The following is a 24,262-nucleotide window of genomic DNA, read 5'->3' as shown; positions in this document are numbered from 1 at the left end:
CTGAGACCGACTCAGATGTCGAGGAAGCGGACGTCCTTGGCGTTGCGCTGGATGAACGCGCGGCGGGCCTCGACGTCCTCGCCCATCAGGACCGAGAACAGGTCGTCGGCCTGGGCGGCGTCGTCCAGGGTGACCTGGCCGAGCACGCGGTGCTCCTGGTCCATCGTGGTGATGCGAAGCTCCTCGGCGTTCATCTCGCCGAGGCCCTTGAAGCGCTGCACGGAGTCCTCACGGATGCGCTTGCCGGCGTTGCGGCCCATCTCGATCAGCGCGTCGCGCTCCCGGTCGGAGTACGCGTACTCGAAGTCGTCCTTGCCCCACTTGATCTTGTAGAGCGGCGGACGGGAGAGGAACACGTGCCCCGCCTCGACCAGCGGCCGCATGAAGCGGAACAGGAACGTCAGCAGCAGGGTGTTGATGTGCTGGCCGTCGACGTCGGCGTCCGCCATCAGGATGATCTTGTGGTAGCGGAGCTTCTCGATGTCGAAGTCCTCGTGCACACCGGTGCCGAACGCGGAGATCATCGCCTGGATCTCCTGGTTCTGCAGGATCCGGTCGATGCGCGCCTTCTCGACGTTGAGGATCTTGCCGCGGATCGGGAGGATCGCCTGGTACTGCGGGTTGCGGCCGGACTTGGCCGAGCCGCCGGCGGAGTCACCCTCGACGATGAAGATCTCGCACTTGGTGGGGTCGTTCGACTGGCAGTCGGAGAGCTTGCCCGGCAGGGACGCCGACTCCAGCAGGCCCTTGCGACGGGTCAGGTCGCGGGCCTTGCGCGCCGCCACGCGCGCGGTGGCCGCCGCGATGCCCTTGCGGACGATGTCCGCGGCCTCGTTGGGGTTGCGGTCCAGCCAGTCGTTGAGGTGCTCGTAGACGACCTTCTGCACGAAGGTCTTCGCCTCGGTGTTGCCCAGCTTGGTCTTGGTCTGGCCCTCGAACTGCGGCTCGCCCAGCTTGACCGAGATGATCGCCGTCAGGCCCTCGCGGATGTCGTCACCCGTGAGGTTGTCGTCCTTCTCGCGCAGCAGCTTCTTCTCACGCGCGTACTTGTTGATCAGGGCGGTGAGCGCCGCGCGGAAGCCCTCCTCGTGCGTACCGCCCTCGTGGGTGTGGATGGTGTTGGCGAAGGAGTACACGCCCTCGCTGTACCCGTTGTTCCACTGCATCGCGACCTCGAGCGACAGCAGCCGCTCCTTGTCCTCGGCCTCGATGTCGATCACGGAGGGGTGCACCAGCTCTCCCTTGCGGGAGTTGAGGTACTTCACGAAGTCGACGATGCCGCCCTCGTAGTGGTACGTGACGGACTTGACCTTCTGCTCCTCGGCCAGCTCGTCCGCACCCGCCTCGTCGGCGCCCGCCGTGGCCTTCGCCGACTCGCGCTCGTCGGTGAGCCTGATCGTCAGGCCCTTGTTGAGGAACGCCATCTCCTGGAAGCGCCGCGAGAGCGTCTCGAAGGAGTACTCGGTGGTCTCGAAGATGTCCGGGTCGGCCCAGAAGGTGACCGAGGTGCCCGTCACCTCCGTCGCCTCGTGCTGGGCGAGCGGGGCCGTCGGCACGCCCATCTTGTAGTCCTGCGTCCAGCGGTGGCCGTCGGTCTTCACCTCGACGGACACCTTGGTCGACAGGGCGTTGACGACCGAGACACCGACACCGTGCAGACCGCCGGAGACCGCGTAGCCGCCGCCGCCGAACTTGCCGCCCGCGTGCAGCACCGTCAGCACGACCTCGACGGCCGGCTTGCCCTCGGAGGGGACGATGCCCACCGGGATGCCACGGCCGTTGTCGACGACGCGCACGCCGCCGTCGGCGAGGATCGTCACGTCGATGGTGTCCGCGTGGCCGGCCAGCGCCTCGTCGACGGAGTTGTCGACGACCTCGTAGACGAGGTGGTGCAGTCCTCGCTCACCGGTCGAACCGATGTACATGCCGGGTCGCTTGCGGACCGCGTCCAGGCCCTCGAGGACGGTGATGGCACTGGCGTCGTACGAGGCGGTGACCTCGCTGCCCGAGGCGGCGTCCTCGCTGTTCACGCCGGTGTCGGTGGACGGGATGTTCTCGTTGGGGTTGCCGGAATCGGCCACGAAGCGCCCTTTCTGGCACAGCACGAGCCAGGCTCGTCGGCGGGTTGCCGGAGCGGCTGCGGCATGTTGCGTTGGTAAGCCTTGATCAGCGTTGCTCAGCTTTTCCCGGGCGGTCCCCACGGTCGGGGCGGGATTGTCTTCCATTCTACCGGTAGCACTGACATCGATGGGGGTTTGCCGGTACCTGGGTTCGCATGTGCCGCCCTCAATCGGTCTCCCCCGACTCCCGATATGCGGATGGGGGCCCCAAGACGCTCACGAGGGCACTCAGCGCTTCGGGGCGTCAACCCTTGGCTACTTTGGAGTCAGGTGGCGATTCGTCCCCTTGTGCGGTTGCGCGACGAGACGGGTCCTGACGGCGCGCACCGGCCACGGAGAAGTTCTGGTGTGATGTCAGTCACGCGGGGTCACGAGGCCGGAAAACGGCCTCCGCTCACCCGTACGTGTCCCCGGGGCCCGTGCTCCCGGGGGCGCGCAGCGGGCCGTAGCGGCGGGCGGGACCACCGGGGCCGTTGACCTTGATCAGCCTCACGGTGCCGTGGCCGAGGTCCTCGTTGAGGCGGGCCACCAGGGTCGGGGCGAGCAGCCGCAGGTTCGTCGCCCAGGCCGTGGAGTCGCAGCGCACGACCAGCACCCGCTCGTCCTCGTCGTACCGCTCCGGCTCACAGTGCTTGGCCACGTCCTCGCCGACGATCTCGGGCCAGCGCCCCATCACCCCGCCCACCGCGGCCGGGGCCTCCCAGCCGCGCTCGGACAGCAGGCGGTTGATCGCCGCGCCGAGCGCCATGGGATCGCGCCGGTCGGCGCGCGCACCTGAGCGCAGGCCGCCGCGCCGGGCCTGCTTCTTCTGCTGCGCCGCGTCGCCACGCGCGCGCGCCGCCTCCCTGGCCGCCCGCAGCGCCACGCGCGCGAGGTCGACGCCGGAGGGCTCGGGGGACTTGCCGCCACCGCTTCCGGGAGTGCGGTCGGACGCGTCGGATCCGCTCATACGCGCTCCACCGTCCCCCCTGTCACCGTGAACCGCGCCCCCGACAGGACAGGGGGCACGTCGTCGTCCACGGCCGCCGTCACCAGGACCTGCTCACCGGGCGCGACCAGCTCGGCCAGGCGCTCCCGGCGGCGCGCGTCCAGCTCGGCGAAGACGTCGTCGAGCACCAGCACCGGCTCGTTGCCCTCGGACCGCAGCAGGTCGTAGGAGGCCAGGCGCAACGCCAGCGCGTAGGACCAGGACTCCCCGTGGGAGGCGTAGCCCTTGGCGGGCAGCCGGCCCAGCTTGAGCAGCAGGTCGTCGCGGTGCGGGCCGACCAGGGTGACGCCCCGCTCGATCTCCTGCCTGCGGGCCTCGGCGAGGGCGGACATCAGCTGTTCGAACAGGTCCTCGCGCGTGTGGGCCTCGCCGGGTGCGGAGGGCTTGTACTCCAGGGCGACCGGTCCGCCGCCGGGGGCGAGCTGTTCGTACGCCTTGTCGGCCAGCGGCTGGATCGCGGTGATCAGGTCCAGCCGCTGGGCGAGCAGCTCGGCACCCGCACGCGCGAGGTGCTGGTCCCACACGTCGAGGGTGGACAGGTCCATGGTGCGGCCGCCGTGCCGGCGGGCCAGCGCGGCCGACTTCAGCAGGGTGTTGCGCTGCTTGAGCACCCGGTCGTAGTCGGAACGGACGCCGGCCATGCGCGGGGAGCGCGCGGTGACGAGCTCGTCCAGGAAGCGGCGCCGCTCGCCGGGATCACCCTTCACCAGGGCGAGGTCCTCGGGGGCGAACAGGACCGTCCGGACGATGCCGAGCACGTCGCGGGGCCTGACCTGCGAGGACCGGTTGATGCGGGCGCGGTTGGCCTTGCCCGGGTTCAGCTCCAGTTCGACCAGTTGCTGCCGCTCGCCCTGGCGGACCTGGGCGCGGACGATCGCGCGGTCGGCGCCCATGCGGACCAGCGGGGCGTCGGAGGAGACGCGGTGACTGCCCAGGGTGGCGAGGTAGCCGACCGCCTCGACCAGATTGGTCTTGCCCTGCCCGTTGGGCCCGACGAAGGCCGTCACCCCCGGGTCGAGCGGGACCTCGACCCGGGGGTAGGAGCGGAAGTCGGCCAGCGACAGATGCGTGACGTGCATGGTCGTTTCGCCGACCTCTCCAGCCTTCGGGTGGTGCTTACTTCTTCTCGACCGCGTGGCCGCCGAACTGGTTGCGCAGCGCCGCGATCATCTTCATCTGCGGCGAGTCCTCCTGACGGGAGGCGAACCGCGCGAACAGCGAGGCGGTGATCGCCGGCAGCGGGACCGCGTGGTCGATGGCGGCCTCCACCGTCCAGCGTCCCTCACCGGAGTCCTGTGCATAACCCCGGAGCCCGTCCAGGTGCTCGTCCTCGTCGAGGGCGTTCACCGCGAGGTCGAGCAGCCAGGAGCGGATGACGGTGCCCTCCTGCCAGGAGCGGAACACCTCCCGGACGTCGGTCACCGAGTCGACCTTCTCCAGCAGCTCCCAGCCCTCGGCGTAGGCCTGCATCATGGCGTACTCGATGCCGTTGTGGACCATCTTCGCGAAGTGGCCCGCGCCGACCTTGCCGGCGTGCACCGAGCCGAAGTCCCCCTCGGGCTTGAGGGCGTCGAAGATCGGCTGCACCTTGGCGACGTTCTCCTTGTCGCCGCCGTACATCAGCGCGTAGCCGTTCTCCAGGCCCCAGACGCCGCCGGAGACGCCGCAGTCGACGAAGCCGATGCCCTTGGCCGCCAGTTCCTCGGCGTGCCTCTCGTCGTCCGTCCAGCGGGAGTTGCCGCCGTCCACGACGACGTCGCCGGGCTCGAGCAGTTCGGCGAGCGCGTCGATGGTGGACTGGGTGGGCTCGCCGGCCGGGACCATCACCCACACCACGCGCGGGCCCTCGAGCTTGCCCACAAGCTCTTCCAGACTGTGGACATCGGCGAGGTCCGGGTTGCGGTCGTATCCGAAGACGGTGTGGCCCGCGCGGCGGATCCGCTCACGCATGTTGCCGCCCATCTTGCCGAGGCCGACGAGACCGAGCTCCATCAGTTGTGTTCCTTAGGTTGCGACGTGACGTGGCGGCACGGGCGTGCCGCGGCACTTACGTACCCGCCCAGAGCCTAAACCCGGGCGCTCACGCACATCTGTGGGCATACGCGCTCATACGCACGCCCCACCTGCGGTTTTCTCCACAGCCGCCCCCGGGACCCGGCTCGAACCGGTCGTCCCCCGGGTACCCCGGAAGCACTGTGCACAGCTGTGGACGGACGGAACGGCGTCAGCCGCTGAGCCGCACCGGCATGATCAGGTACTTGTAGGCCTCGTCCGCCTCCGCGTCCACCGCGGGCCTGCCGCTGAGGAGCGCGGGCTTGGTGGACGTGGTGAACGACAGCTGGGCCACCGGGGAGTCGATGGCGCTCAGGCCGTCCAGCAGGAAGGTCGGGTTGAAGGCGATCGAGATGTCGTCGCCCTCGAGCTGGGCGTCGACCCTTTCCACAGCCTGTGCGTCGTCGCTGGAACCTGCCTCCAGGATGAGCACGCCCTGCTCGAAGCTCAGCCGCACCGGGGTGTTGCGCTCGGCCACCAGGGCCACGCGCTTGACGGCCTCCACGAAGGGGGCGGTCTCGATCACGGCGACGCTGTTGAACTCGGTCGGGAACAGCGTGCGGTACTTCGGGAGGTCGCCCTCCAGCAGCCGCGTGGTGGTCCGGCGGCCCGCACCCTCGAAACCGATCAGGCCCTCGCCCGCGCCCGAGCCGGACAGCGCCAGGATCACCTGGTCGCCGCTGGTCAGCGCCTTGGCGGTGTCCAGGAGCGTCTTGGCCGGCACCAGGGCGACCGCGGAGGCGTCCGGGTTCTCCGGCTTCCACAGGAACTCGCGGACCGCGAAGCGGTAGCGGTCGGTGGAGGCCAGCGTCACGGTGTCGCCCTCGATCTCGATGCGCACACCGGTGAGGACGGGCAGCGTGTCGTCGCGGCCGGCCGCGATGGCGACCTGCTGCACGGCGGAGGCGAAGACCTCGCCGGGGACCGTGCCCGTCGCGTTCGGCATCTGGGGCAGGGCCGGGTACTCCTCCACAGGCAGGGTGTGGAGGGTGAACCGCGAGGAGCCGCACACCACCGTCGCCCGTACACCGTCTGTGGAGATCTCCACCGGCCGGTTGGGGAGGGCGCGGGAGATGTCGGCGAGCAGGCGGCCGGAGACGAGGACGGTGCCCTCCTCCTCGACCTCCGCCTCCACCGAGACCCGCGCGGAGACCTCGTAGTCGAAGCTGGACAGGCTCAGCTGGCCGTCCTCGGCCTTCAGCAGCAGGCCGGCGAGGACAGGGGCCGGCGGACGGGCCGGGAGGCTGCGCGCCGCCCAGGCCACTGCCTCCGCGAGTACGTCGCGTTCCACCCGGATCTTCACTGTTGCCGCCTCCTGCTGTTGCCGGCGCTTCTCGCCCTGCCTGGCTTTCGTCGTCTGACTCGGTGTCGTCGGCCCCTGTGCGGGGAAGGACACCGGGACCAGTCTGACGCACCGCACTGACAGTAGGTGCCCCTCGGGGTCAAGTCGTGACGAGGGCCGGCCGGGGGCGGGACACCGAGTTGTGCACAGGGCCCACTTCGAAACGAATTCCTCGCTCTCTCTAGTCGGGAGTAGTAGTAGGGCCTGTGGATACCGTGGATAACTTCGTTTCCGCAGCTCAGCGCGGTGATTTTGTCCACGGGGCCTGTGGGCTGGGACGGTGGACAACCGGGCGTCTCTGTGGAGAACGGAAAGTTCTGCACACTCCGTGCACAGGCCGGGCCGAGTTCTCCCCAGAGCCGTCCCCAGCTTTGGCAGTCTTTCCCACAGCCCCCTTCGGTACCTCGATGTGACGCCTTTCACTCGATGCGGTGAGGACACGCGTCGTGTTGCCGAACAGTGGACAGGCATGTGGAGAAGATGGCGATCACTGGGGAAAACAGGCTCCGACCTGTGGGTTCCCCGTGGACAACCCGATCCACAGGCTGTGGGTCGCCGCTCTGTCCACAGCCTGTGGATATCGTTCGTCCACGAATCCACACCAAGCTGACCTGGCCTGATGATCTCTCGACCAAGGGCGCTGTGGACAGTGTCGGGATAACTTCGCGGTCCCCAGCATGTGGACGGGAGAAAGTCACCGAATCTGTGGAAGACGGCCGTAACCCGGCCGCGTAATCGAACAGCGAGTGGCTGCCGGTCGTGCCGACGGCAAACAGAAGGGCGTCCCCGGATGTGCTCCGGGGACGCCCTCGGTGTCGGTGCGGCGGTGCGGCCGGTCCCTGCGCGAGTGGCTCAGCGGTCCGCGCGGCGGCGCGCTCAGCCGGCCTTGATGCGGTTGGTGAGTTCGGTGACCTGGTTGTAGATGGAGCGCCGCTCGGCCATCAGATTGCGGATCTTCCGGTCGGCGTGCATCACCGTCGTGTGGTCACGCCCGCCGAACAGCGCGCCGATCTTCGGCAGGGACAGGTCCGTCAGCTCCCGGCACAGGTACATGGCGATCTGCCGGGCGGTCACCAGCGCACGCCCGCGCGAGGTGCCGCACAGGTCCTCGACCGTGAGCCCGAAGTAGTCGGCGGTCGCGCTCATGATGGCCGTCGAGGTGATCTCCGGGGCCGAGTCGTCGCCCCCGGGGATCAGGTCCTTCAGGACGATCTCGGTCAGCCCGAGGTCCACCGGCTGCCGGTTGAGCGAGGCGAACGCCGTCACCCGGATCAGCGCGCCCTCCAGCTCGCGGATGTTCCGCGAGATCCGGGAGGCGATGAACTCCAGCACCTCCGGGGGGGCGTTCAGCTGCTCCTGCACCGCCTTCTTGCGCAGGATCGCGATGCGCGTCTCCAGCTCCGGCGGCTGGACGTCGGTGATCAGGCCCCACTCGAAACGGTTCCGCAGCCGGTCCTCCAGCGTCACCAGCTGCTTGGGCGGCCGGTCGCTGGACAGCACGATCTGCTTGTTGGCGTTGTGGAGCGTGTTGAAAGTGTGGAAGAACTCCTCCTGCGTCGACTCCTTGTCCGCCAGGAACTGGATGTCGTCGACGAGCAGGATGTCCATCTCGCGGTAGCGCTTGCGGAAGCTGTCGCCCTTGCCGTCGCGGATGGAGTTGATGAACTCGTTGGTGAACTCCTCCGAGCTCACGTACCGCACGCGCGTGCCCGGGTAGAGGCTCCGCGCGTAGTGCCCGATCGCGTGCAGCAGGTGCGTCTTGCCGAGCCCGGACTCCCCGTAGATGAACAGCGGGTTGTAGGCCTTCGCCGGCGCCTCGGCCACGGCGACCGCGGCCGCGTGGGCGAAGCGGTTGGACGCGCCGATGACGAACGTGTCGAACAGGTACTTCGGGTTCAGCCGCGCGGTCGGCTCACCGGGGCCGGTGGCCGGTGCGGGCTGTGCGGCCAGCGGCCCGGGCGCACCGGTGGTGGGCAGGTTCGGTCCGACGGGGCCGCCGCGGTGGACCTGCCCGGAGCCGGAGGGCGGCTCGGGCAGCTCGCGGCGCACGGCGTCGCGCTGGTCGTAGTCGCCGCGCTCGTAGTCGCCGCGTGGCGCGTCGTAGTCGGAGCGTGGGGCGTCGTAGTCGCCGCGCTGCTGGTCGTACGACGGGCGCTCCACCGGCTGCGGGCGGTAGTCCTGCGAGGGCGCGCCGCCGTAGGAGTCCTGCGGGCCGTAGGCGTCCTGGGACGGTGAGGCGTACGGGTCCCGCTCCGGGAAGCCGAGGCGCTGCTGCTGCCAGCCGTACTCGTCCTGCGCCGGCCGCGGCCAGGAGCCCGGCTCCGGGCGCTGGTACTCGGAGGGGTAGGCGGGGCGGGCGGTGGGGAGCTGGTCGCCCGACGGGCCCGGCTGCTGGTCGGCACGGCGGCGGCCGTACCCGTCGTAGCCCTCGTACGGCTCGTACGGCTCGCGGTCCGTCCGGTCCTGACGCTCGGGGCGGGCCAGGGGTTCCTGGCGGTCCTGGCGGACGGCCGGGAGTTCCGTCTCCTCGTACCGGGGCTGCGGGCGGGGGGCCGGCGGGGCCGGGGGCTCGCCCGCGGTGTCGTCGACGGTGATCGCGATACGGATCGGGCGACCGCACTCGCGGCTCAGGCTCTCGCTGACGACGGGTGCGAGGCGGCCCTCGAGTACGCCCTTCGCGAACTCGTTCGGGACGGCGAGCAGTGCGGTGTCGGCGACCAGCGCGAGCGGCTGACAGCGCCGGATCCAGTGCTCGTCCTTGCTCTCCACCCCCTGCCCGCGGCCTTCGCCGAGGAGTTGCTCCAGTACGCGTGGCCACACTGCGGCAAGATCGGCAGGTACGTCAGCCACAGGGCACGCTCTCTCACAGTCCCCTCGAACGTGTGATGCGAGGGACGGGTCGGGATGTAAATCGGGTGGTGGAGGGTCAAGGGAACGAATCGGAGTCCAGCCACGGTAGACAGGGCGACCGGTACGGTTCAAGTTGTTGTCCCCAGGCTGTGGACAAGTGTCTCCCGGTGACCACTGGTTTGACCGAATGGCGCAGCCGCGCGTACCGTAACCAAGTCGAGTTGTCGATGGCTGCTGCCGCCTGCCTCCGATGGGCACAGATCGCGCAAGATGATCGGTCAGCGGTGCACTGGGGCGTAACGCGAGCTACTCGTGGGCGCACGGTGACAGCCAGGACGGCACCCCGCAAACACCGATTTCTTCTGGAGCCCCCGAGTGAGCAAGCGCACCTTCCAGCCGAACAACCGTCGTCGCGCGAAGACCCACGGCTTCCGGCTGCGTATGCGCACCCGTGCCGGCCGCGCGATCCTCGCGTCCCGCCGCAGCAAGGGTCGCGCCCGCCTGTCCGCCTGATCCCGATCAGGTCATGACGTCGTGCTGCCCACCGAGAACCGGCTGAGGCGGCGCGAGGACTTCGCGACCGCGGTACGACGAGGACGTCGGGCCGGACGCCCGTACCTCGTCGTCCACCTTCGTAGCGGTGCCACGGACCCGCATGCGCCTGGGGAGAGCGCTCCCCCGACGCGTGCGGGTTTCGTCGTGAGCAAAGCCGTGGGCGGCGCGGTGGTGCGCAACAAGGTGAAGCGCAGGCTTCGCCATCTGATGCGCGAGCGAGTCGACCGGTTGCCCCCCGGTAGCCTGGTAGTCGTACGAGCGCTGCCCCCGGCGGGCGACGCCGACCATGCACAGCTGGCCCGAGACCTGGATGCCGCCCTGCAGCGGCTGCTGGGAGGGGGCGCGCGATGAAGTATCCGTTGCTGGCTCTGATCAAGATCTACCAGTGGACGATCAGTCCACTGCTGGGGCCGGTGTGCAAGTACTACCCGTCGTGTTCCCACTACGGCTACACGGCCGTCGACCGGCACGGTGCCGTCAAGGGAACAGCACTCACGGCCTGGCGCATCCTGCGGTGCAACCCGTGGTCGCTGGGCGGTGTGGATTACGTCCCGCCGCGTAAGCGTCCGCGGTGGCACGAAATGCTGCGTAACGCCTGGCGTGCACGCAGGGGCGGGCCCTCCGCCGCCGCACCGGCCACCGAAGGACAGACTTCTCCCACAAGTCCGACGGGTCCTTCGAGCCCGGCCGCAGAGACCTCGTCCCATGCCCAAGGAGCATGATTAGTGGACACGATTGCCAGCCTCTTCAGCTTCATCACGACACCCGTCTCCTGGGTCATCGTCCAGTTCCACAAGGTGTACGGAGCCATCTTCGGGCCTGACACCGGGTGGGCCTGGGGCCTGTCCATCGTGTCCCTGGTGATTCTGATCCGTATCTGCCTGATCCCGCTCTTCGTGAAGCAGATCAAGGCGACGCGCGCGATGCAGACGCTCCAGCCGGAGATGAAGAAGATCCAGGAGCGCTACAAGAACGACCGGCAGCGCCAGTCCGAAGAGATGATGAAGCTGTACAAGGAGACGGGCACCAACCCGCTCTCCTCGTGCCTTCCCATCCTGGCGCAGTCGCCGTTCTTCTTCGCCCTGTACCACGTGCTCAACAGCATCGCGTCGAACGACACCGTCGGCGTGATCAACGAGCGCCTGCTGGAGAGCGCGCAGAAGGCCCACATCTTCGGCGCCCCGCTCGCGGCGAAGTTCACGGACAGCGCGGAGAAGGTCGCGGCCCTCGACTCGTCGCTGACCGATGTGCGTGTCGTCACGGCGATCATGATCGTGCTGATGTCGCTGTCGCAGTTCTACACGCAGCGCCAGCTGATGACGAAGAACGTCGACACCACGGTGAAGACGCCGTTCATGCAGCAGCAGAAGATGCTGATGTACGTCTTCCCCATCATCTTCGCCGTCTTCGGCATCAACTTCCCGGTCGGTGTCCTCGTCTACTGGCTGACCACCAACGTGTGGACCATGGGCCAGCAGATGTACATCATCCACAACAACCCCACGCCGGGTTCCAAGGCCCAGGCCGCGTACCTGGAGCGCCTCACCAAGCACGTCACCAAGCACGGCAGGACCCGCAACCGGCGTGAGCGGGCCATCGTCAAGGCCATCGTCGCCAAGGGCCGTGACCGCAACGAGTACGAGCGCAAGTTCATCAACGGTCTGAACAAGGCGGGCCTCGCGGCCCAGAGCGACGGCATGGTGATCAAGAGCGAGGCCACGGCCGCCGTCCAGACCGAGGACGGTACGCCCGTCACCGGGGCCGCCAACCCCAAGCGGCAGCAGCCCAAGCGGCAGACGAAGGCCCAGCGCCAGTCGGGCCCGACCAAGGCGGCCGGTGAGCCCACCTCGCTGACCAAGTCCGACGAGTCCCAGAGCGGAGCCACGCCCGCCGCCGCTGCCAAGAAGGGCAGCGCCAAGCCCGCCGGCAGTACCCGCAGCAAGGCCCAGTCCGGGCAGCGCAAGGGTCCGCAGCGGCCCAAGTCCCCGTCCAAGAAGTAAGAAGGAGTCCATCCGTGACGGAAGGCACCACCTCCGCCGCTGCCGAGGGCGCAGACACCCTGACCCGATTGGAGCAGGAAGGCGAGATCGCGGCGGACTACCTGGAGGGCCTGCTCGACATCGCCGACCTTGACGGCGACATCGACATGGACGTCGAGGCCGACCGTGCCTCCGTCTCGATCATCAGCGACACGGGCAGCCGTGACCTGCAGAAGCTGGTCGGTCGTGACGGCGAGGTGCTGGAGGCGCTCCAGGAGCTCACGCGTCTGGCCGTGCACCGGGAGACCGGGGACCGCAGCCGCCTCATGCTCGACATCGCCGGCTACCGCGCCAAGAAGCGCACGGAGCTGTCCGAACTGGGCGCGAAGGCCGCCGCCGAGGCCAAGAGCAGTGGCGAGCCCGTGAAGCTCGACCCGATGACCCCGTTCGAGCGCAAGGTCGTGCACGACGCGGTCAAGGCGGCCGGCCTGCGCAGCGAGTCCGAGGGCGAGGAGCCGCAGCGCTTCGTCGTCGTCCTTCCTGCCTGATCGGTTCTACGTTCCACCGGCCCCGTCTGTAGCGCAGACGGGGCCGAACTTTGTCAGCCTGATAGTTCTGTGGTTCTGGTGTCGGCGCCCTGTGCCGGCACGGTACGGAAGGACGGTCCCCCGTGACGGAGGCAGCGGAGCTTCCCCCCGCGCCCGAGCAGGCACGTGAGGTGTTCGGTGATCGCTTCACGGACGCGGTCCGGTACGCGGAGCTGCTCGCCGAGGCGGGCGTGCAGCGCGGCCTGATCGGTCCGCGCGAGGTGCCCCGCTTGTGGGAGCGGCATCTGCTGAACTGTGCGGTGCTCTCTGAGGTCGTGCCGGAGGGGGTGACGGTGTGCGATGTCGGCTCGGGAGCCGGGCTGCCGGGCATTCCACTGGCGCTGGTCCGTCAGGACCTCAAGATCACTCTGCTGGAACCGCTGCTGCGTCGTACCACTTTCCTGACCGAGGTCGTCGAACTGCTGGGCCTGGACCATGTGACGGTCATGCGGGGCCGGGCCGAGGAGGTCATGGGGAAGCTTCCTCCGGTGCACGTCGTGACGGCGCGGGCCGTAGCGCCGCTCGACCGCCTCGCCACCTGGGGCATCCCCCTCCTTCGCCCGTACGGGGAGATGCTCGCGCTCAAGGGCGACACCGCCGAGGAGGAGCTGAAGAGCGCGGCGACGGCACTGAGCAAGCTCGGTGCCGTGGCGACATCGATCGTCCATGTGGGCGAGGGTGTCGTGGACCCGATGTCCACCGTGGTGCGGGTCGAGGTCGGGGAGAGCCCCGGTGGTGTGCGGTTCGCTGCGAAGCGCGCGAAGGCCGCCCGTACGGGGCGGGCGCGCCGACGACGTGGCTAGAGCACGATCCGTCCGCCCGCGGACCACGATCCGTATACGGAGAGCAGTCGATCCGTCCTGAGAACCAGACGTACTCCACACAAGCTGCCAAACCTATGCATGCCGGAGTGTCGCGGCAGCGCGGCCTCGGCTGCTGTGCATCGTGTTTCACGTGAAACGTCGCTCACTGCTGCACGGCATCATCAATCGGGGCCGCGCTGTGGCCGAACCCCGGGACCGTAAGCCTCTCGGTTCGCTCGGAAAGGGTCCGGTACCCGACGAGACATCGGCCTCCTCCCGAGGCATGGAGTTGTCCACAGAGGTGGATTTCTCCACAGAACGTCAGGCCTCACTGGTTCGTGACCCCAAAGGCATGGGAGGCTCTGTTCATTGCGAGCCTGAAGTCGAGGAGAGTGAATCCTTGCGGTCCGACGCCAACATCGCGGGACCGATGACCGATCCGGTCCCCGGTCCCCGTACCGAGTCGATGGGGGCGGATGTTTCACGTGAAACACCGCCTCCGATGGACGACACTCCCATCGGTCGTGCTGCCCAGCTGGCGGTGGAGGCTTTGGGCCGGGCCGGTGAGGGCCTCCCGCGGCCCGAGCAGACCCGCGTCATCGTGGTCGCCAACCAGAAGGGCGGGGTCGGTAAGACAACGACCACCGTCAACCTGGCCGCTTCGCTCGCTCTGCACGGCGGCCGTGTCCTGGTGATCGACCTCGATCCTCAGGGCAATGCGTCCACCGCCCTGGGAATCGATCACCATGCCGAGGTCCCCTCGATCTATGACGTGCTGGTGGAGAGCAAGCCGCTGGCGGAGGTCGTCCAGCCGGTTCCCGATGTCGAAGGGCTCTTCTGCGCGCCCGCCACGATCGATCTCGCCGGTGCGGAGATCGAACTCGTGTCGCTGGTGGCACGGGAAAGCCGGCTGCAGCGGGCGATCCAGGCCTATGAGCAGCCGCTGGACTACATCCTCATCGACTGCCCGCCCTCCCTCGGCCTGCTGACGGTCAACGCCTTGGTGGCGGGCCAGGAGGTCCTGATCCCCATCCAGTGCGAGTACTACGCACTGGAGGGTCTGGGACAGCTGCTGCGCAATGTCGACCTGGTGCGGGGGCACCTCAATCCGACGCTGCACGTATCCACGATCCTGCTCACCATGTACGACGGCCGGACACGGCTTGCGTCGCAGGTAGCGGAAGAGGTGCGCACCCACTTCGGCGACGAGGTGCTGCGCACGAGCATTCCCCGCTCCGTCCGTATCTCGGAGGCGCCGAGCTATGGGCAGACGGTGCTGACTTACGATCCTGGATCGAGCGGTGCCCTCTCTTATCTTGAGGCGGCACGAGAGATCGCGTTGAAGGGCGTCGGCGTCAGCTATGACGCATCACGGGCGCACATCGGCGCACAGCAGAACGATCCGAGCATGGTGGAGGGCGTCCAGTGAGCGATCGACGGAGGGGGCTGGGCCGTGGTCTCGGCGCACTGATCCCTGCTGCCCCAACAGAGAAGGCGGTGGCACCGACTGCGGTGGGAGGCGCTTCGACGTCTCCTTCGGCGGTACCGGTGCTGCCGAACGAACGAGGGGTGGCGGCCGCGAAGGTGACCACGCTGCCGCCTGTTTCACGTGAAACAGAGGAGCCGTCGGCGAACGGTGTCTCGGCCGCGTCCGTGTCTCCCATCGGGGCTCACTTCGCGGAGATCCCCCTCGACGCCATCACCCCGAACCCCCGGCAGCCGCGTGAAGTGTTCGACGAGGATGCGCTGTCCGAACTGATCACCTCCATCAAGGAGGTCGGTCTCCTCCAGCCGGTCGTCGTGCGGCAGGTAGGTCCCACGCGCTATGAGCTCATCATGGGTGAGCGTCGCTGGCGGGCCTGCCGCGAGGCGGGGCTGGAGGCCATCCCGGCGATCGTGCGAGCCACGGACGACGAGAAGCTTCTCCTGGACGCACTGCTGGAGAACCTGCACCGTGCTCAGCTGAACCCACTGGAAGAGGCCGCAGCCTACGAACAGCTCCTGGTGGACTTCAACTGCACGCACGACCAGCTGGCGGACCGCATCGGCCGGTCCCGTCCCCAGGTGTCCAACACGCTTCGTCTGCTGAAGCTCTCGCCGGCCGTCCAGCGCCGGGTCGCCGCCGGGGTACTCTCCGCCGGACACGCACGGGCGCTGTTGTCCGTCGATGACTCGGAGGAGCAGGACCGGCTGGCTCACCGGATCGTGGCCGAAGGGCTGTCGGTGCGGGCTGTCGAGGAGATCGTGACTCTGATGGGTTCACGGCCCCAGAAGGCCCAGCGCTCCAAGGGACCGCGGGCGGGGGCGCGAGTCTCTCCGGCGCTGACGGATCTGGCCACGCGCCTTTCGGATCGCTTCGAGACACGGGTGAAGGTCGACCTGGGCCAGAAGAAGGGCAAGATCACCGTGGAGTTCGCCTCCATGGAGGATCTCGAGCGCATCCTCGGCACACTTGCTCCCGGTGAGGGACCCGTCCTGCAGAAGAGTCTGGTGGACGACGACTCCGAGGAGACCGAGTCCTGATCGCTCGACTGGTCCAGATGATCAGTCGGTCGGGGTGGGCCGTGTCCGGTGTGTACCGGAACACGGCCCGCTCTTTGTTTTTTGGCGGTATCGATGGAATCGCTTCATGGATACGATGCGATCGGATACGGCGCACCTACCCGGTAGTACCTCTGAGACCAAGGCAGGGGCCATGCGAATGACAAGCCGCACCGGACTGGTGAGCGCGGGACTGGGGGTAGGCGCCGTCGGTGGGTTCATCGGCAGCCTGCTCAGGGAACGGAGCGCTCTGACAGCAGCCCGTGAGGCAGCGGGCGAAGGAAGCGAGGAACAGCCTTCATGGGGCGTCGGCTTGTACCGCTCACGCTGGACAACCTTCAGGACCTCCCCCAGCGCTGTCGCTCGTGCGTCTTCTGGGAGCTCGACCCCGTCAGTGGCGAGGCAGCGGTAAAGGAAGGCACATCCGCGTTCGAGAAGGAGTCGTGGATCTCGGCCGTTCTCCTGGACTGGGGGTCCTGCGGGAGAGTCGTCTATGTCGATGAGGTCCCTGTGGGCTTCGTTCTCTACGCTCCTCCCGCCTATGTGCCGCGCTCCGCGGCGTTCCCCACCAGCCCTGTGTCGCCCGATGCGGTGCAACTGATGACCGCGTTCATCGTGCCGGGCTATCAAGGGCAAGGACTGGGCCGAGTGATGGTGCAGACGGTGGCGAAGGATTTGCTGCGCCGGGGCTTCAAGGCGATCGAGGCATTCGGCGATGCCCGTTGGAAGGAACCCGCCTGCGTTCTTCCGGCCGATCATCTGCTGGCCGTGGGCTTCAAGACGGTCCGCCAGCACCCTGTACATCCCCGGTTGAGGCTGGAGCTGAGGACGACCCTCTCCTGGAAGGAAGACGTCGAGATGGCGCTGGACCGGCTGCTCGGAGCCGTACAGAAGGAACCGGCGCTGCGTCCTCTCTGAAACGCATCATGCTGAGGTACCTCACACGAATGGGCCGACCCGGACGGGTCGGCCCATTCGTGTTTCACGTGAAACACGCGCCGCCAGTGAGGCGGTCTGCCTCACTCGGCGATGAACTCCTCGAGGTCGCGAACGATCGCGGCCTTCGGCTTGGCGCCGACGATGGTCTTGGCGACCTCTCCGCCCTGGTAGACGTTCAGGGTCGGGATGGACATGACGCCGTACTTGGCGGCCGTACCCGGGTTCTCATCGATGTTCAGCTTGACGACCTCGATCTTGTCCCCGTATTCCGAGGCGATCGCCTCGAGAGAGGGAGCGATCTGGCGGCAGGGACCGCACCAGGCGGCCCAGAAGTCCACCAGGACGGGCTTGTCGCTCTTGAGGACGTCCTGCTCGAAGGAATCGTCGGTCACATTCTTCAGGGTGCCGGCCACGGCGGGCTCCTTAATGGGTTGGTGCGCGGGCGGTGGGTGGGATCAGACAGAGGCGGTCTTCTCGGGTTCGGCCTTCTCCCCGTCCGAGAGGGCGGCGAGGAAGCGCTCGGCGTCGAGAGCGGCGGCACAGCCCGTGCCGGCCGCGGTGATCGCCTGGCGGTAGGTGTGGTCGACCACGTCGCCGGCGCCGAAGACACCGGTGACGTTCGTGCGCGTCGAGGGGGCGTCGACCTTCAGGTAGCCCTCCTCGTCCAGCTCCAGCTGACCCTTGAAGAGCTCGGTCCGCGGGTCGTGGCCGATCGCGATGAACAGGCCGGTCACCGCCAGGTCCGAGAGTTCACCGGTCTTGACGTTGCGCAGCTTCAGGCCCGAGAGCTTCTGGTCGCCCTGGACCTCGGCAACCTCGCTGTCCCAGACGAACGAGATCTTCGGGTCGGCGAAGGCGCGCTCCTGCATCGCCTTGGAGGCGCGCAGGGTGTCGCGGCGGTGGACGATCGTCACGGACTTGGCGAAGCGCGAGAGGAAGGTGGCCTCCTCCATCGCGGTGTCGCCACCGCCGATCACGGCGATGTCCTGGTCCTTGAAGAAGAAGCCGTCACAGGTGGCACACCACGAGACACCACGACCGGAGAGGGCGTCCTCGTTCGGCAGGCCGAGCTTGCGGTGCTGCGAGCCCGTCGCGACGATGACGGCCTTCGCCCGGTGCACCGTGCCCGCGGTGTCCGTGACGGTCTTGATCTCACCGGTCAGGTCGACGGCGACCACGTCGTCCGGAAGGAGCTCGGCGCCGAAGCGCTCCGCCTGGGCGCGCATGTTGTCCATGAGCTCGGGGCCCATGATGCCGTCCTGGAAGCCGGGGAAGTTCTCGACCTCGGTGGTGTTCATCAGCGCACCGCCGGCGGTGACAGCGCCCTCGAACACCAGGGGCTTCAGCGACGCACGGGCGGTGTAGAGCGCCGCCGTGTAGCCGGCGGGCCCCGAGCCGATGATGATCACGTTACGGACGTCGCTCACGGCTTGATTCCTCGTCTCTGGTCTGCGTCGTTCGACCGGTGGGAGCTTCTTGTCGGAACTCTCACCACACCCAACGGATCCTAAGGGGCGCGCATTCCCGCCGTGCCCGGGCACACGGAGGCGGTGACGGGCGGACGCACGGCGGGCTCCCGCCATGCGGGTAACCACGCAGGGGGCAGGCGAAGCGTCGATCGTCAGGAACGCGTGTAGGAGCGCTTCAGCAGTACCTTCGCGGTGGCGTCCGGGGAGGGGGTGTCCACGCAGATCGCTTCGACGATGTACGCGGTCACCCGGGTGTCGTCGGACACGTCGGGAAGGACGACGAGGAGTGCTTTCTTCCCTCCGTAGGTGCCCTGCTCGGTGGCGAGTGCGGCGTCATTGCGGCCGATGCCTTCACGGACGCATTCCGGGACCGCGGGCTGCTTGAGGACCTTGGGGCTGGCGGCGCCGGATTCCGACTGCATTCCGAACGTGTGTGGGGTGCGGGAGCCGGTGCCCTCCTGCTGACTGTGCGCGAGGAGATCGGTGACCTGCTTCTCCAGCTTTTCTTCGGAGAAGGTGTCCGCGGCGGTGGTCTGCTGCTCCCCATCCGGCTCCTTGCCGTCGTTCCAGGGCGACAGCAGCACGGACCCCAGTCCGAGCGCGGCGACCGTGAACACGGTTCCCAGGACGGCGATCCTCCGACGGCCTCCTCGCAGGCGGCTCTTGCGGCCCGGTCCGGTCGTGGAGGAGCGAGGACGCCCGGCCGGTCGGACCGGAGACGCCGATGTTTCACGTGAAACATGCGTCTGCCCGTCCCTCTGCTCGACGTCGAGCGTCACAGGAGGAGCGTCGGGATCTTCCCCGGTGTCCGGCGCTGTGGCGTGGAGCAGCGCCTCCGCCGCGAGCGCGGCGTCGATGCGGCTCGCGACCTCGGCGGGCATGCGGGGCGGACCCGGCATCGTGCCGAGCAGGCCCCGGATCTCCTCGAGTGAGGCACGGACGTCCGCGCAGAGCTCGCACTCGTCCAGGTGCCGGCGCACATCGGAGCTCCGAGCCGGTGGCAGAAGCCCTTCGGTGAGGTCGGAGATCTCCGCGACGTCCGGGTGCTCCGTCCTGTCTGTCGTCGACGTCACGCTCGCCCACCTCCGCCCTTCAGTGCTGCCGGGTCACTCGGTCCTGTGTCCGGGGAGTCCGCTCGACGCGGCCCCGCTGCGGGTGGGACGGATGCCTCCTGCGCCTGGTTCCGTTCCCCACCCTGTTTCCTTCCCTCACCGGTGCCGTCCGGTCTCAGATGGGTGAGCAGGGGAAGGAGTCTGGCTCTGCCCCGGGCGCAGCGGCTCTTCACCGTGCCGATGGGCACGTCGAGGATGCGGGCGGCTTCGGCGACCGGATAGCCCTGCATGTCCACGAGGACGAGGGCCGCTCGCTGATCGGGCGGAAGGGTGCCCATCGCCTCGATGAGCTGGCGGTGCAGATCGTTGCGCTCCGCGGGCGCCGAGGCGGACTCGTGGGGCTCCAGCAGCTGCTCGAGGCGCTCGGTGTCGTCGACCGGGGCGGTCTTCCGGGAAGCCGCCTTGCGCGCACGGTCCAGGCAGGCGTTCACCGTGATCCGGTGCAGCCACGTGGTGACGGCCGACTGGCCGCGGAAGGTGTGGGCGGCCCGGTAGGCGGAGACGAGGGCGTCCTGGACCGCGTCGGCGGCTTCCTCCCGGTCCCCCAGCGTCCGCAGGGCCACGGCCCAGAGCCGGTCGCGATGACGGCGCACGAGCTCGCCGAAGGCATCGGGGTCGCCGTCGACGTGGCGGGCGAGGAGGTCCTGGTCGCTTGCGTCGCGGTATGCGCTGCCGTCCGCCATCGGACCCCCATCCCCTTGGTGCGTCGTCAACCTGTGAACTTCAGGTCGGTGATGGCTTGTTTGAAGCCGGCGTTGCTGTAGGCATCACCGGGCGCCGACGGCAGGGCGGTGAACCAGACCAGCACGTACCGGGTCTTGACCGGCTTGCCGACCTTCACCGTGGCCTGGTCCCCGGTCGTCGTCACGGTACCGAGCTTCTCCATGGAGTCGATCGGGGTCGAGGAGCCGGTCGAGTCCGTCGCGTACAAGGTGACCGTGGTGCGGTCGCCCGTGTAGCGCAGCCCTATGGTCGACGACTTCACCGTCTGCTCGGAACCGAGGTCGTAGACGATGCCCACACCGGGCTTGAAGGCCGGGTTCATGTCCGGCCCGTCCACGAAGCTCTTGGTGCGCCAGTAGGTCGAGCTGTCGCCGTCGTACGTCTTGGCCACGTCCTCGGGCGCCTGGGCGTCACCCTTCGCGACGTACTCCTGAGCACCCTGGATCGCGAGCGGCTTGGGCGCTTCGGGCTTCTTGCCGCTGTTGTCTTCGCCGTCCGTCGTCTGGGTCTTGTTCGTGTCGTCGGCCTTGCCGCCCTGCTCCATGAGGGCGTCCGCGAGCTGCCAGCTGCCCAGGCCGAGCGCGGCGATCAGCAGGGCCGAGACGGCCCACTTCAGTGCCTTGCCCGTGCGGCTCTGCAGTGGGGGAGGCGGAGCCTGCACCGGCTGGGTGACGCCGGGATGCGGCGCCGGGCGGCCGTACGTGCCCTGCTGGTACGTCGTGCGCTGGTACTCCGGCGGAGTGGTGAACGCCGGCTCCGGCGGGCGGATGCGGGGCATCTCACCGATCGCCTTCACCAGCTCCTCCGGCGTGGTGCACGGCGACTCGTGACGCGAGGCGGTGGCCCCGTCGTTGGCGAGCGCCCGCATCGCGAGCTCGGACAGGCCGCGGTGGACACCGGCCCGCACCTGGTCGGGCGGGATCAGGCCGATGTCCTTCGGCAGGCCGGACATGCCGTAGGCGTCGTTCTCGTACGGCCAGCGCTGAGTGAGGGCTGCGTAGAGGAGGGCACCGATGGATTCGGTGTCGGTGCGCTGCGGGGTGTCGGAGCTGATGCCGCGCAGCGCCGCGTTCACGGCGAGGCCGCGGATGCGCCACTGGCCGGTCGACGTGCGCAGTACGGCGTTGGGGTTCAGGCGCAGGTGAGCGAGGCCCTCGCGGTGGGCCGCGGCCATGGCGGAGGAGACCTGACTGACCATCTGGTAGGCGTCGTACGCCTCCAGCGGGCCGGCTGCCAGGAGCGTGGTCAGTTCGGTGGCGTCGGGGAGCCACTCGTGCACGACGTAGACGACGTCGTTCTCCTCGACGGCGTCCAGGACCTGGACGAAGCGGGGGTCGCCCAGCAGGGCGGAGGAGCGGGCGGCGGCCAGGACGGACCGGGCACGTGAGTGATCCGCGGGCAGGATGTGCACGCCGACGGCGCGGCGGAGCTTCTCGTCCACGGCACGCCAACTGCTGAATCCGTCCAGACGGGTGACGCACTCCTCGAGGCGGTAGCGTCTGGCCAGCTTGTGGCCGCTGTGCAGTTCGGGCGACGAGGTCTTCCCGGAACCGTCGGTCCCGGTGTTCTCCTGTGCCTCGTCGCTGTCCGTGTCCCGCTCCCGGTTCTTGGCCACCCCGTCGGCCGTGGACTGGTCCGCCTGTGCGGTCAGCGACTGCGCGCCGCTGTTGTCTGCCACGTCGACGGCAGCTGTGCTCCGTTCCGCCACCGTCGTTCCCTGCCTCCCCATCCATTGCGCGTCGGACGGCGTCCGTTGCGCGCCGTCCCACGCAGAAACCAATTGTGCCCACAGTCCGCCGCTATGCACGACACACGGTGGCGGACGATGGTTGTGCGCCTACCCCCTGCCTCAGCGTCCCAGGCGTCCGCGGACCATACCGACCAGGGAGTTGAGCTCCTCGATGCGCATCCGGCGGGCGGCGACGAAGAAGACGCCGAGCAGAACGGCCCCACCGCCCAGGATCGCGGCGAACGAGCCCAGGACGCCCTGGCCGAGCGCCTGGCTGATGCCGTAGCAGGCCGCACCACTGAGCAGCGCGGCCGGCACCGACGCGATGCACAGCCGGGCGTACGTCCGCAGCACCCGCGCGCCGTCCAGGTCCCCGCCCAGCCGCTTGCGCAGGCGGCGCCAGGCGACGCCGACGCCGATCGCGTAGGCGACGCCGTACGAGGCGGCCATGCCGACCACCGCCCAGCGGGCCGGGAGCACGAAGAAGCAGATCGCCGAGGCGATCGCGTTGCCCGCGGCCACGATGACCGTGTTGTAGAAGGGGGTTCGGGTGTCCTCGTAGGCGTAGAAGGCGCGCAGGACGACGTACTGCACGGAGTACGGGATCAGGCCGAGGCCGAAGGCCATCAGCATGTAGCCCATGTTGGTCGCTTCACTGGTGCCCGAGGACCCGAAGATCAACGTGCACATCGGGATGCCGAGCGAGACGAAGCCGAAGGCGATCGGCACGATCGCGACGGCCGTGGTGCGCAGGCCCTGGGAGATGTCGTCCCGGACGGCGCCGCCGTCGTCCTCGGCCGCCGAGCGGGAGATGCGCGGCAGCAGGGCGGCCATCAGGGAGACGGTGATGATGGCCTGGGGCAGGCCCCAGATCAGCTGGGCGTTGGCGTAGGCGGCGAAGCCCGTGCCCTCCACGGGGGAGTCCAGGCCCGCGGCGGTGGAGAGCTGGGTCACCACCAGAGCGCCCGCCTGGTTGGCGAGGACGAACAGGATGGTCCACTTGGCGAGCATCGCCGCCTTGCCCAGCCCGTGCCCCTTCCAGTCGAAGCGCAGACGGATACGGAACCCGGTCTCACGGAGGTACGGGATCATCGCCAGGGCCTGCACGACGAGGCCGAGAAGGACACCCACGCCGAGCAGTCGCTCGCCCTCCGGCGGGATGTTCTCGACGGTCATGCCGGAGTCGGCGGCGGTGCCGTAGACCCAGATGAACACGCCGAGCGTGACGATGATGACGATGTTGTTCAGGACCGGGGTCCACATCATCGCGCCGAACCGGCCGCGCGCGTTGAGGATCTGACCCATCACCACGTGGATGCCCATGAAGAAGATCGAGGGCAGGAAGTAGCGGGTGAAGGTGACGGCGACGTCGTTGGCCGCGGAGTCGGTGGCGACCGGGTTCGACAACGCGCGCACGAGGAGCGGGGCGGCCAGCCACGCGAGGGCGGTGAGCGCGGCCAGGGCCACCATGACGAGCGTCAGCAGGCGGTTCGCGTACGCCTCGCCCCCGTCCTCGTCGTCCTTCATCGCCCGTACGAGCTGCGGAACGAAGACGGAGTTGAGGCCGCCACCGACGGTCAGGATGTAGATCATGGTCGGCAGCTGGTAGGCGACCTGGAACGAGTCGCCGAGGAGGCCGAGGCCCAGGGCCGAAACGATCAGTGCGGACCGGATGAACCCCGTGAGCCGGGACACCATCGTGCCCGCCGCCATGACGGCGCTCGACTTCAGCAGGCTTCCGGCCCGGCCGCCCTTCTTCGGGGCGGGCGCGGGAGCCGGTTCCGGGACCGGAGCCTCGGCGGCGGGAGGCGGTGTGGCCCCCGCGTAGTGGCCGGGTGCCGCGGACGGACCGGGCACCGACGGGGGCGCGTAGGGCTGCCGGTCACCGGTCGGAGGGTGACCGGGGTGCCCACCGCCGTACTGCTGGGAGTACCCGACGCCCTGCTGCCGGTCGGGGAAGGCGCCGCTCTGCTGCTGATCGCGGAAGAGGTGGGCGAAGGCGTCCGGCTCGTGGTGTTGGTCTCCGGCCTGGCCGACCAGGTCGTCCACGCCCACGTACTGCGTCGTGCGCGGATCGTCGCCGTACGGCAGGTACTGCGTCGGTCCGTCCGGCTCCGGTGCGGGGGTCTGGGCCCACACCCGCGGATCGGGGGCGTACGGCGACTGGGGCGGCTGCCCGTAGAGCGGCTGTTGAGGGGGGTACGCGCCCGGAGGGGGCGGAGGATGCGCGGCGCGGTCGTAGAGCGCCTCCGCGACGGGATCCTGGGCGGCGATGTCCTGCGCCCGGTAGGGGTCCTGGTCGTAGGCGTCCTGGAGGTACGGGTCGGAAGGAGGCTGCGGCACCTGGTCGTGCCCGGGCGGCGGACCCTCGGGGAGGTCCGACTCGGGATAGCCCGAGTTGCCCGCGGCACGGCCGCGGTCACCGTCGTACGGCGCGTTCATGGTTACCCCACCTCATCGTCCCCGGCCCACC

Annotated in this window: 21 protein-coding genes; 9 read left to right on the top strand and 12 right to left on the bottom strand. The window is 68.8% G+C overall.

What is annotated here, in order from left to right; translation table 11 throughout:
• Positions 1-11: 11 nt before the first annotated feature.
• From gyrB to dnaA, 6 genes are all read right to left on the bottom strand, one after another.
• Positions 12-2,081, bottom strand: a complete 2,070-nt coding sequence (gene gyrB, locus FHS37_RS09870) for a DNA topoisomerase (ATP-hydrolyzing) subunit B (RefSeq protein WP_184819189.1) — start codon at positions 2,079-2,081, stop codon at positions 12-14.
• A 433-nt stretch (positions 2,082-2,514) separates the two neighbouring features.
• Complete coding sequence (locus tag FHS37_RS09865) at positions 2,515-3,069, bottom strand: DciA family protein (protein WP_184819187.1); 555 nt, start codon at positions 3,067-3,069, stop codon at positions 2,515-2,517.
• A complete protein-coding gene (recF, locus tag FHS37_RS09860) occupies positions 3,066-4,187 on the bottom strand; it encodes a DNA replication/repair protein RecF (RefSeq protein ID WP_184819185.1) in 1,122 nt (373 codons plus the stop codon). Before recF ends, FHS37_RS09865 begins: the two co-directional genes overlap by 4 nt.
• 37 nt (positions 4,188-4,224) lie before the next feature.
• A complete protein-coding gene (gnd, locus tag FHS37_RS09855) occupies positions 4,225-5,100 on the bottom strand; it encodes a phosphogluconate dehydrogenase (NAD(+)-dependent, decarboxylating) (protein WP_184819183.1) in 876 nt (291 codons plus the stop codon).
• A gap of 232 nt (positions 5,101-5,332) precedes the next feature.
• Positions 5,333-6,463 (bottom strand): DNA polymerase III subunit beta, encoded by a 1,131-nt coding sequence (gene dnaN / locus FHS37_RS09850; protein ID WP_081236176.1) that lies wholly within the window; start codon positions 6,461-6,463, stop codon positions 5,333-5,335.
• Between the two features lie 915 nt (positions 6,464-7,378).
• The gene (gene dnaA / locus FHS37_RS09845; RefSeq protein ID WP_184819181.1) at positions 7,379-9,352 is read right to left on the bottom strand and encodes a chromosomal replication initiator protein DnaA; all 1,974 of its coding nucleotides are present in this window, start codon (positions 9,350-9,352) and stop codon (positions 7,379-7,381) included.
• A 375-nt stretch (positions 9,353-9,727) separates the two neighbouring features.
• On the opposite strand from dnaA, the gene rpmH reads away from it, so the two are divergent.
• The 9 genes from rpmH (at position 9,728) to FHS37_RS09800 (ending at position 16,735) form a co-directional block, all read left to right on the top strand.
• Positions 9,728-9,865 (top strand): 50S ribosomal protein L34, encoded by a 138-nt coding sequence (gene rpmH / locus FHS37_RS09840; protein ID WP_003956500.1) that lies wholly within the window; start codon positions 9,728-9,730, stop codon positions 9,863-9,865.
• 21 nt (positions 9,866-9,886) lie between these two features.
• Positions 9,887-10,258: a ribonuclease P protein component gene (gene rnpA, locus FHS37_RS09835; RefSeq protein WP_184819179.1), complete on the top strand. Its 372-nt coding sequence runs from the start codon at positions 9,887-9,889 to the stop codon at positions 10,256-10,258.
• Positions 10,255-10,629, top strand: coding sequence for a membrane protein insertion efficiency factor YidD (gene yidD / locus FHS37_RS09830; protein WP_184819177.1), 375 nt, complete (start codon positions 10,255-10,257; stop codon positions 10,627-10,629). The genes rnpA and yidD overlap by 4 nt, the downstream gene beginning before the upstream one ends.
• Positions 10,630-10,632: 3 nt before the next feature.
• Positions 10,633-11,907: a membrane protein insertase YidC gene (gene yidC, locus FHS37_RS09825; RefSeq protein WP_184819175.1), complete on the top strand. Its 1,275-nt coding sequence runs from the start codon at positions 10,633-10,635 to the stop codon at positions 11,905-11,907.
• Between the two features lie 14 nt (positions 11,908-11,921).
• Positions 11,922-12,434, top strand: a complete 513-nt coding sequence (locus FHS37_RS09820) for a Jag family protein (RefSeq protein WP_004985933.1) — start codon at positions 11,922-11,924, stop codon at positions 12,432-12,434.
• A gap of 122 nt (positions 12,435-12,556) precedes the next feature.
• On the top strand, positions 12,557-13,276 hold the full coding sequence (gene rsmG, locus FHS37_RS09815; protein WP_184819173.1) for a 16S rRNA (guanine(527)-N(7))-methyltransferase RsmG: 720 nt from the start codon (positions 12,557-12,559) through the stop codon (positions 13,274-13,276).
• Positions 13,277-13,628: 352 nt separating this feature from the next.
• Entirely contained in the window at positions 13,629-14,705 is a 1,077-nt protein-coding gene (locus tag FHS37_RS09810) for a ParA family protein (protein ID WP_184819976.1), read from the top strand.
• Positions 14,702-15,799: a ParB/RepB/Spo0J family partition protein gene (locus tag FHS37_RS09805; RefSeq protein WP_184819171.1), complete on the top strand. Its 1,098-nt coding sequence runs from the start codon at positions 14,702-14,704 to the stop codon at positions 15,797-15,799. Before FHS37_RS09810 ends, FHS37_RS09805 begins: the two co-directional genes overlap by 4 nt.
• Positions 15,800-16,117: 318 nt before the next feature.
• Positions 16,118-16,735, top strand: a complete 618-nt coding sequence (locus tag FHS37_RS09800) for a GNAT family N-acetyltransferase (protein ID WP_184819169.1) — start codon at positions 16,118-16,120, stop codon at positions 16,733-16,735.
• A 101-nt stretch (positions 16,736-16,836) separates the two neighbouring features.
• Here FHS37_RS09800 and trxA read toward each other — a convergent pair whose 3' ends face one another.
• The 6 genes from trxA to murJ form a co-directional block, all read right to left on the bottom strand.
• A complete protein-coding gene (gene trxA / locus FHS37_RS09795) occupies positions 16,837-17,169 on the bottom strand; it encodes a thioredoxin (RefSeq protein WP_010032728.1) in 333 nt (110 codons plus the stop codon).
• Positions 17,170-17,211: 42 nt separating this feature from the next.
• A complete protein-coding gene (trxB, locus tag FHS37_RS09790; protein ID WP_184819167.1) occupies positions 17,212-18,183 on the bottom strand; it encodes a thioredoxin-disulfide reductase in 972 nt (323 codons plus the stop codon).
• 194 nt (positions 18,184-18,377) lie between these two features.
• A complete protein-coding gene (locus FHS37_RS09785) occupies positions 18,378-19,298 on the bottom strand; it encodes an anti-sigma factor family protein (RefSeq protein WP_184819165.1) in 921 nt (306 codons plus the stop codon).
• Positions 19,295-20,020, bottom strand: coding sequence for an RNA polymerase sigma factor SigM (gene sigM, locus FHS37_RS09780; RefSeq protein WP_184819163.1), 726 nt, complete (start codon positions 20,018-20,020; stop codon positions 19,295-19,297). The genes FHS37_RS09785 and sigM overlap by 4 nt, the downstream gene beginning before the upstream one ends.
• A 26-nt stretch (positions 20,021-20,046) precedes the next feature.
• Positions 20,047-21,768, bottom strand: coding sequence for a protein kinase family protein (locus FHS37_RS09775; protein ID WP_184819161.1), 1,722 nt, complete (start codon positions 21,766-21,768; stop codon positions 20,047-20,049).
• A gap of 141 nt (positions 21,769-21,909) precedes the next feature.
• On the bottom strand, positions 21,910-24,231 hold the full coding sequence (murJ, locus tag FHS37_RS09770) for a murein biosynthesis integral membrane protein MurJ (protein WP_184819159.1): 2,322 nt from the start codon (positions 24,229-24,231) through the stop codon (positions 21,910-21,912).
• Between the last annotated feature and the right edge of the window lie 31 nt (positions 24,232-24,262).

Source organism: Streptomyces griseomycini, assembly GCF_014203535.1.
Taxonomy (GTDB): Bacteria; Actinomycetota; Actinomycetes; order Streptomycetales; family Streptomycetaceae; genus Streptomyces; species Streptomyces griseomycini.
This window is presented reverse-complemented; position numbering and strand designations above follow the sequence as displayed.

Bases quoted from the DNA above. Each gene is read 5' to 3' on its own strand.
- FHS37_RS09865 (WP_184819187.1), bottom strand. From the start codon at position 3,069: ATGAGCGGATCCGACGCGTCCGACCGCACTCCCGGAAGCGGTGGCGGC.
- sigM (WP_184819163.1), bottom strand. From the start codon at position 20,020: ATGGCGGACGGCAGCGCATACCGCGACGCAAGCGACCAGGACCTCCTC.
- yidD (WP_184819177.1), top strand. From the start codon at position 10,255: ATGAAGTATCCGTTGCTGGCTCTGATCAAGATCTACCAGTGGACGATC.
- recF (WP_184819185.1), bottom strand. From the start codon at position 4,187: ATGCACGTCACGCATCTGTCGCTGGCCGACTTCCGCTCCTACCCCCGG.
- murJ (WP_184819159.1), bottom strand. From the start codon at position 24,231: ATGAACGCGCCGTACGACGGTGACCGCGGCCGTGCCGCGGGCAACTCG.
- FHS37_RS09800 (WP_184819169.1), top strand. From the start codon at position 16,118: ATGGGGCGTCGGCTTGTACCGCTCACGCTGGACAACCTTCAGGACCTC.
- FHS37_RS09810 (WP_184819976.1), top strand. From the start codon at position 13,629: ATGGGAGGCTCTGTTCATTGCGAGCCTGAAGTCGAGGAGAGTGAATCC.
- gnd (WP_184819183.1), bottom strand. From the start codon at position 5,100: ATGGAGCTCGGTCTCGTCGGCCTCGGCAAGATGGGCGGCAACATGCGT.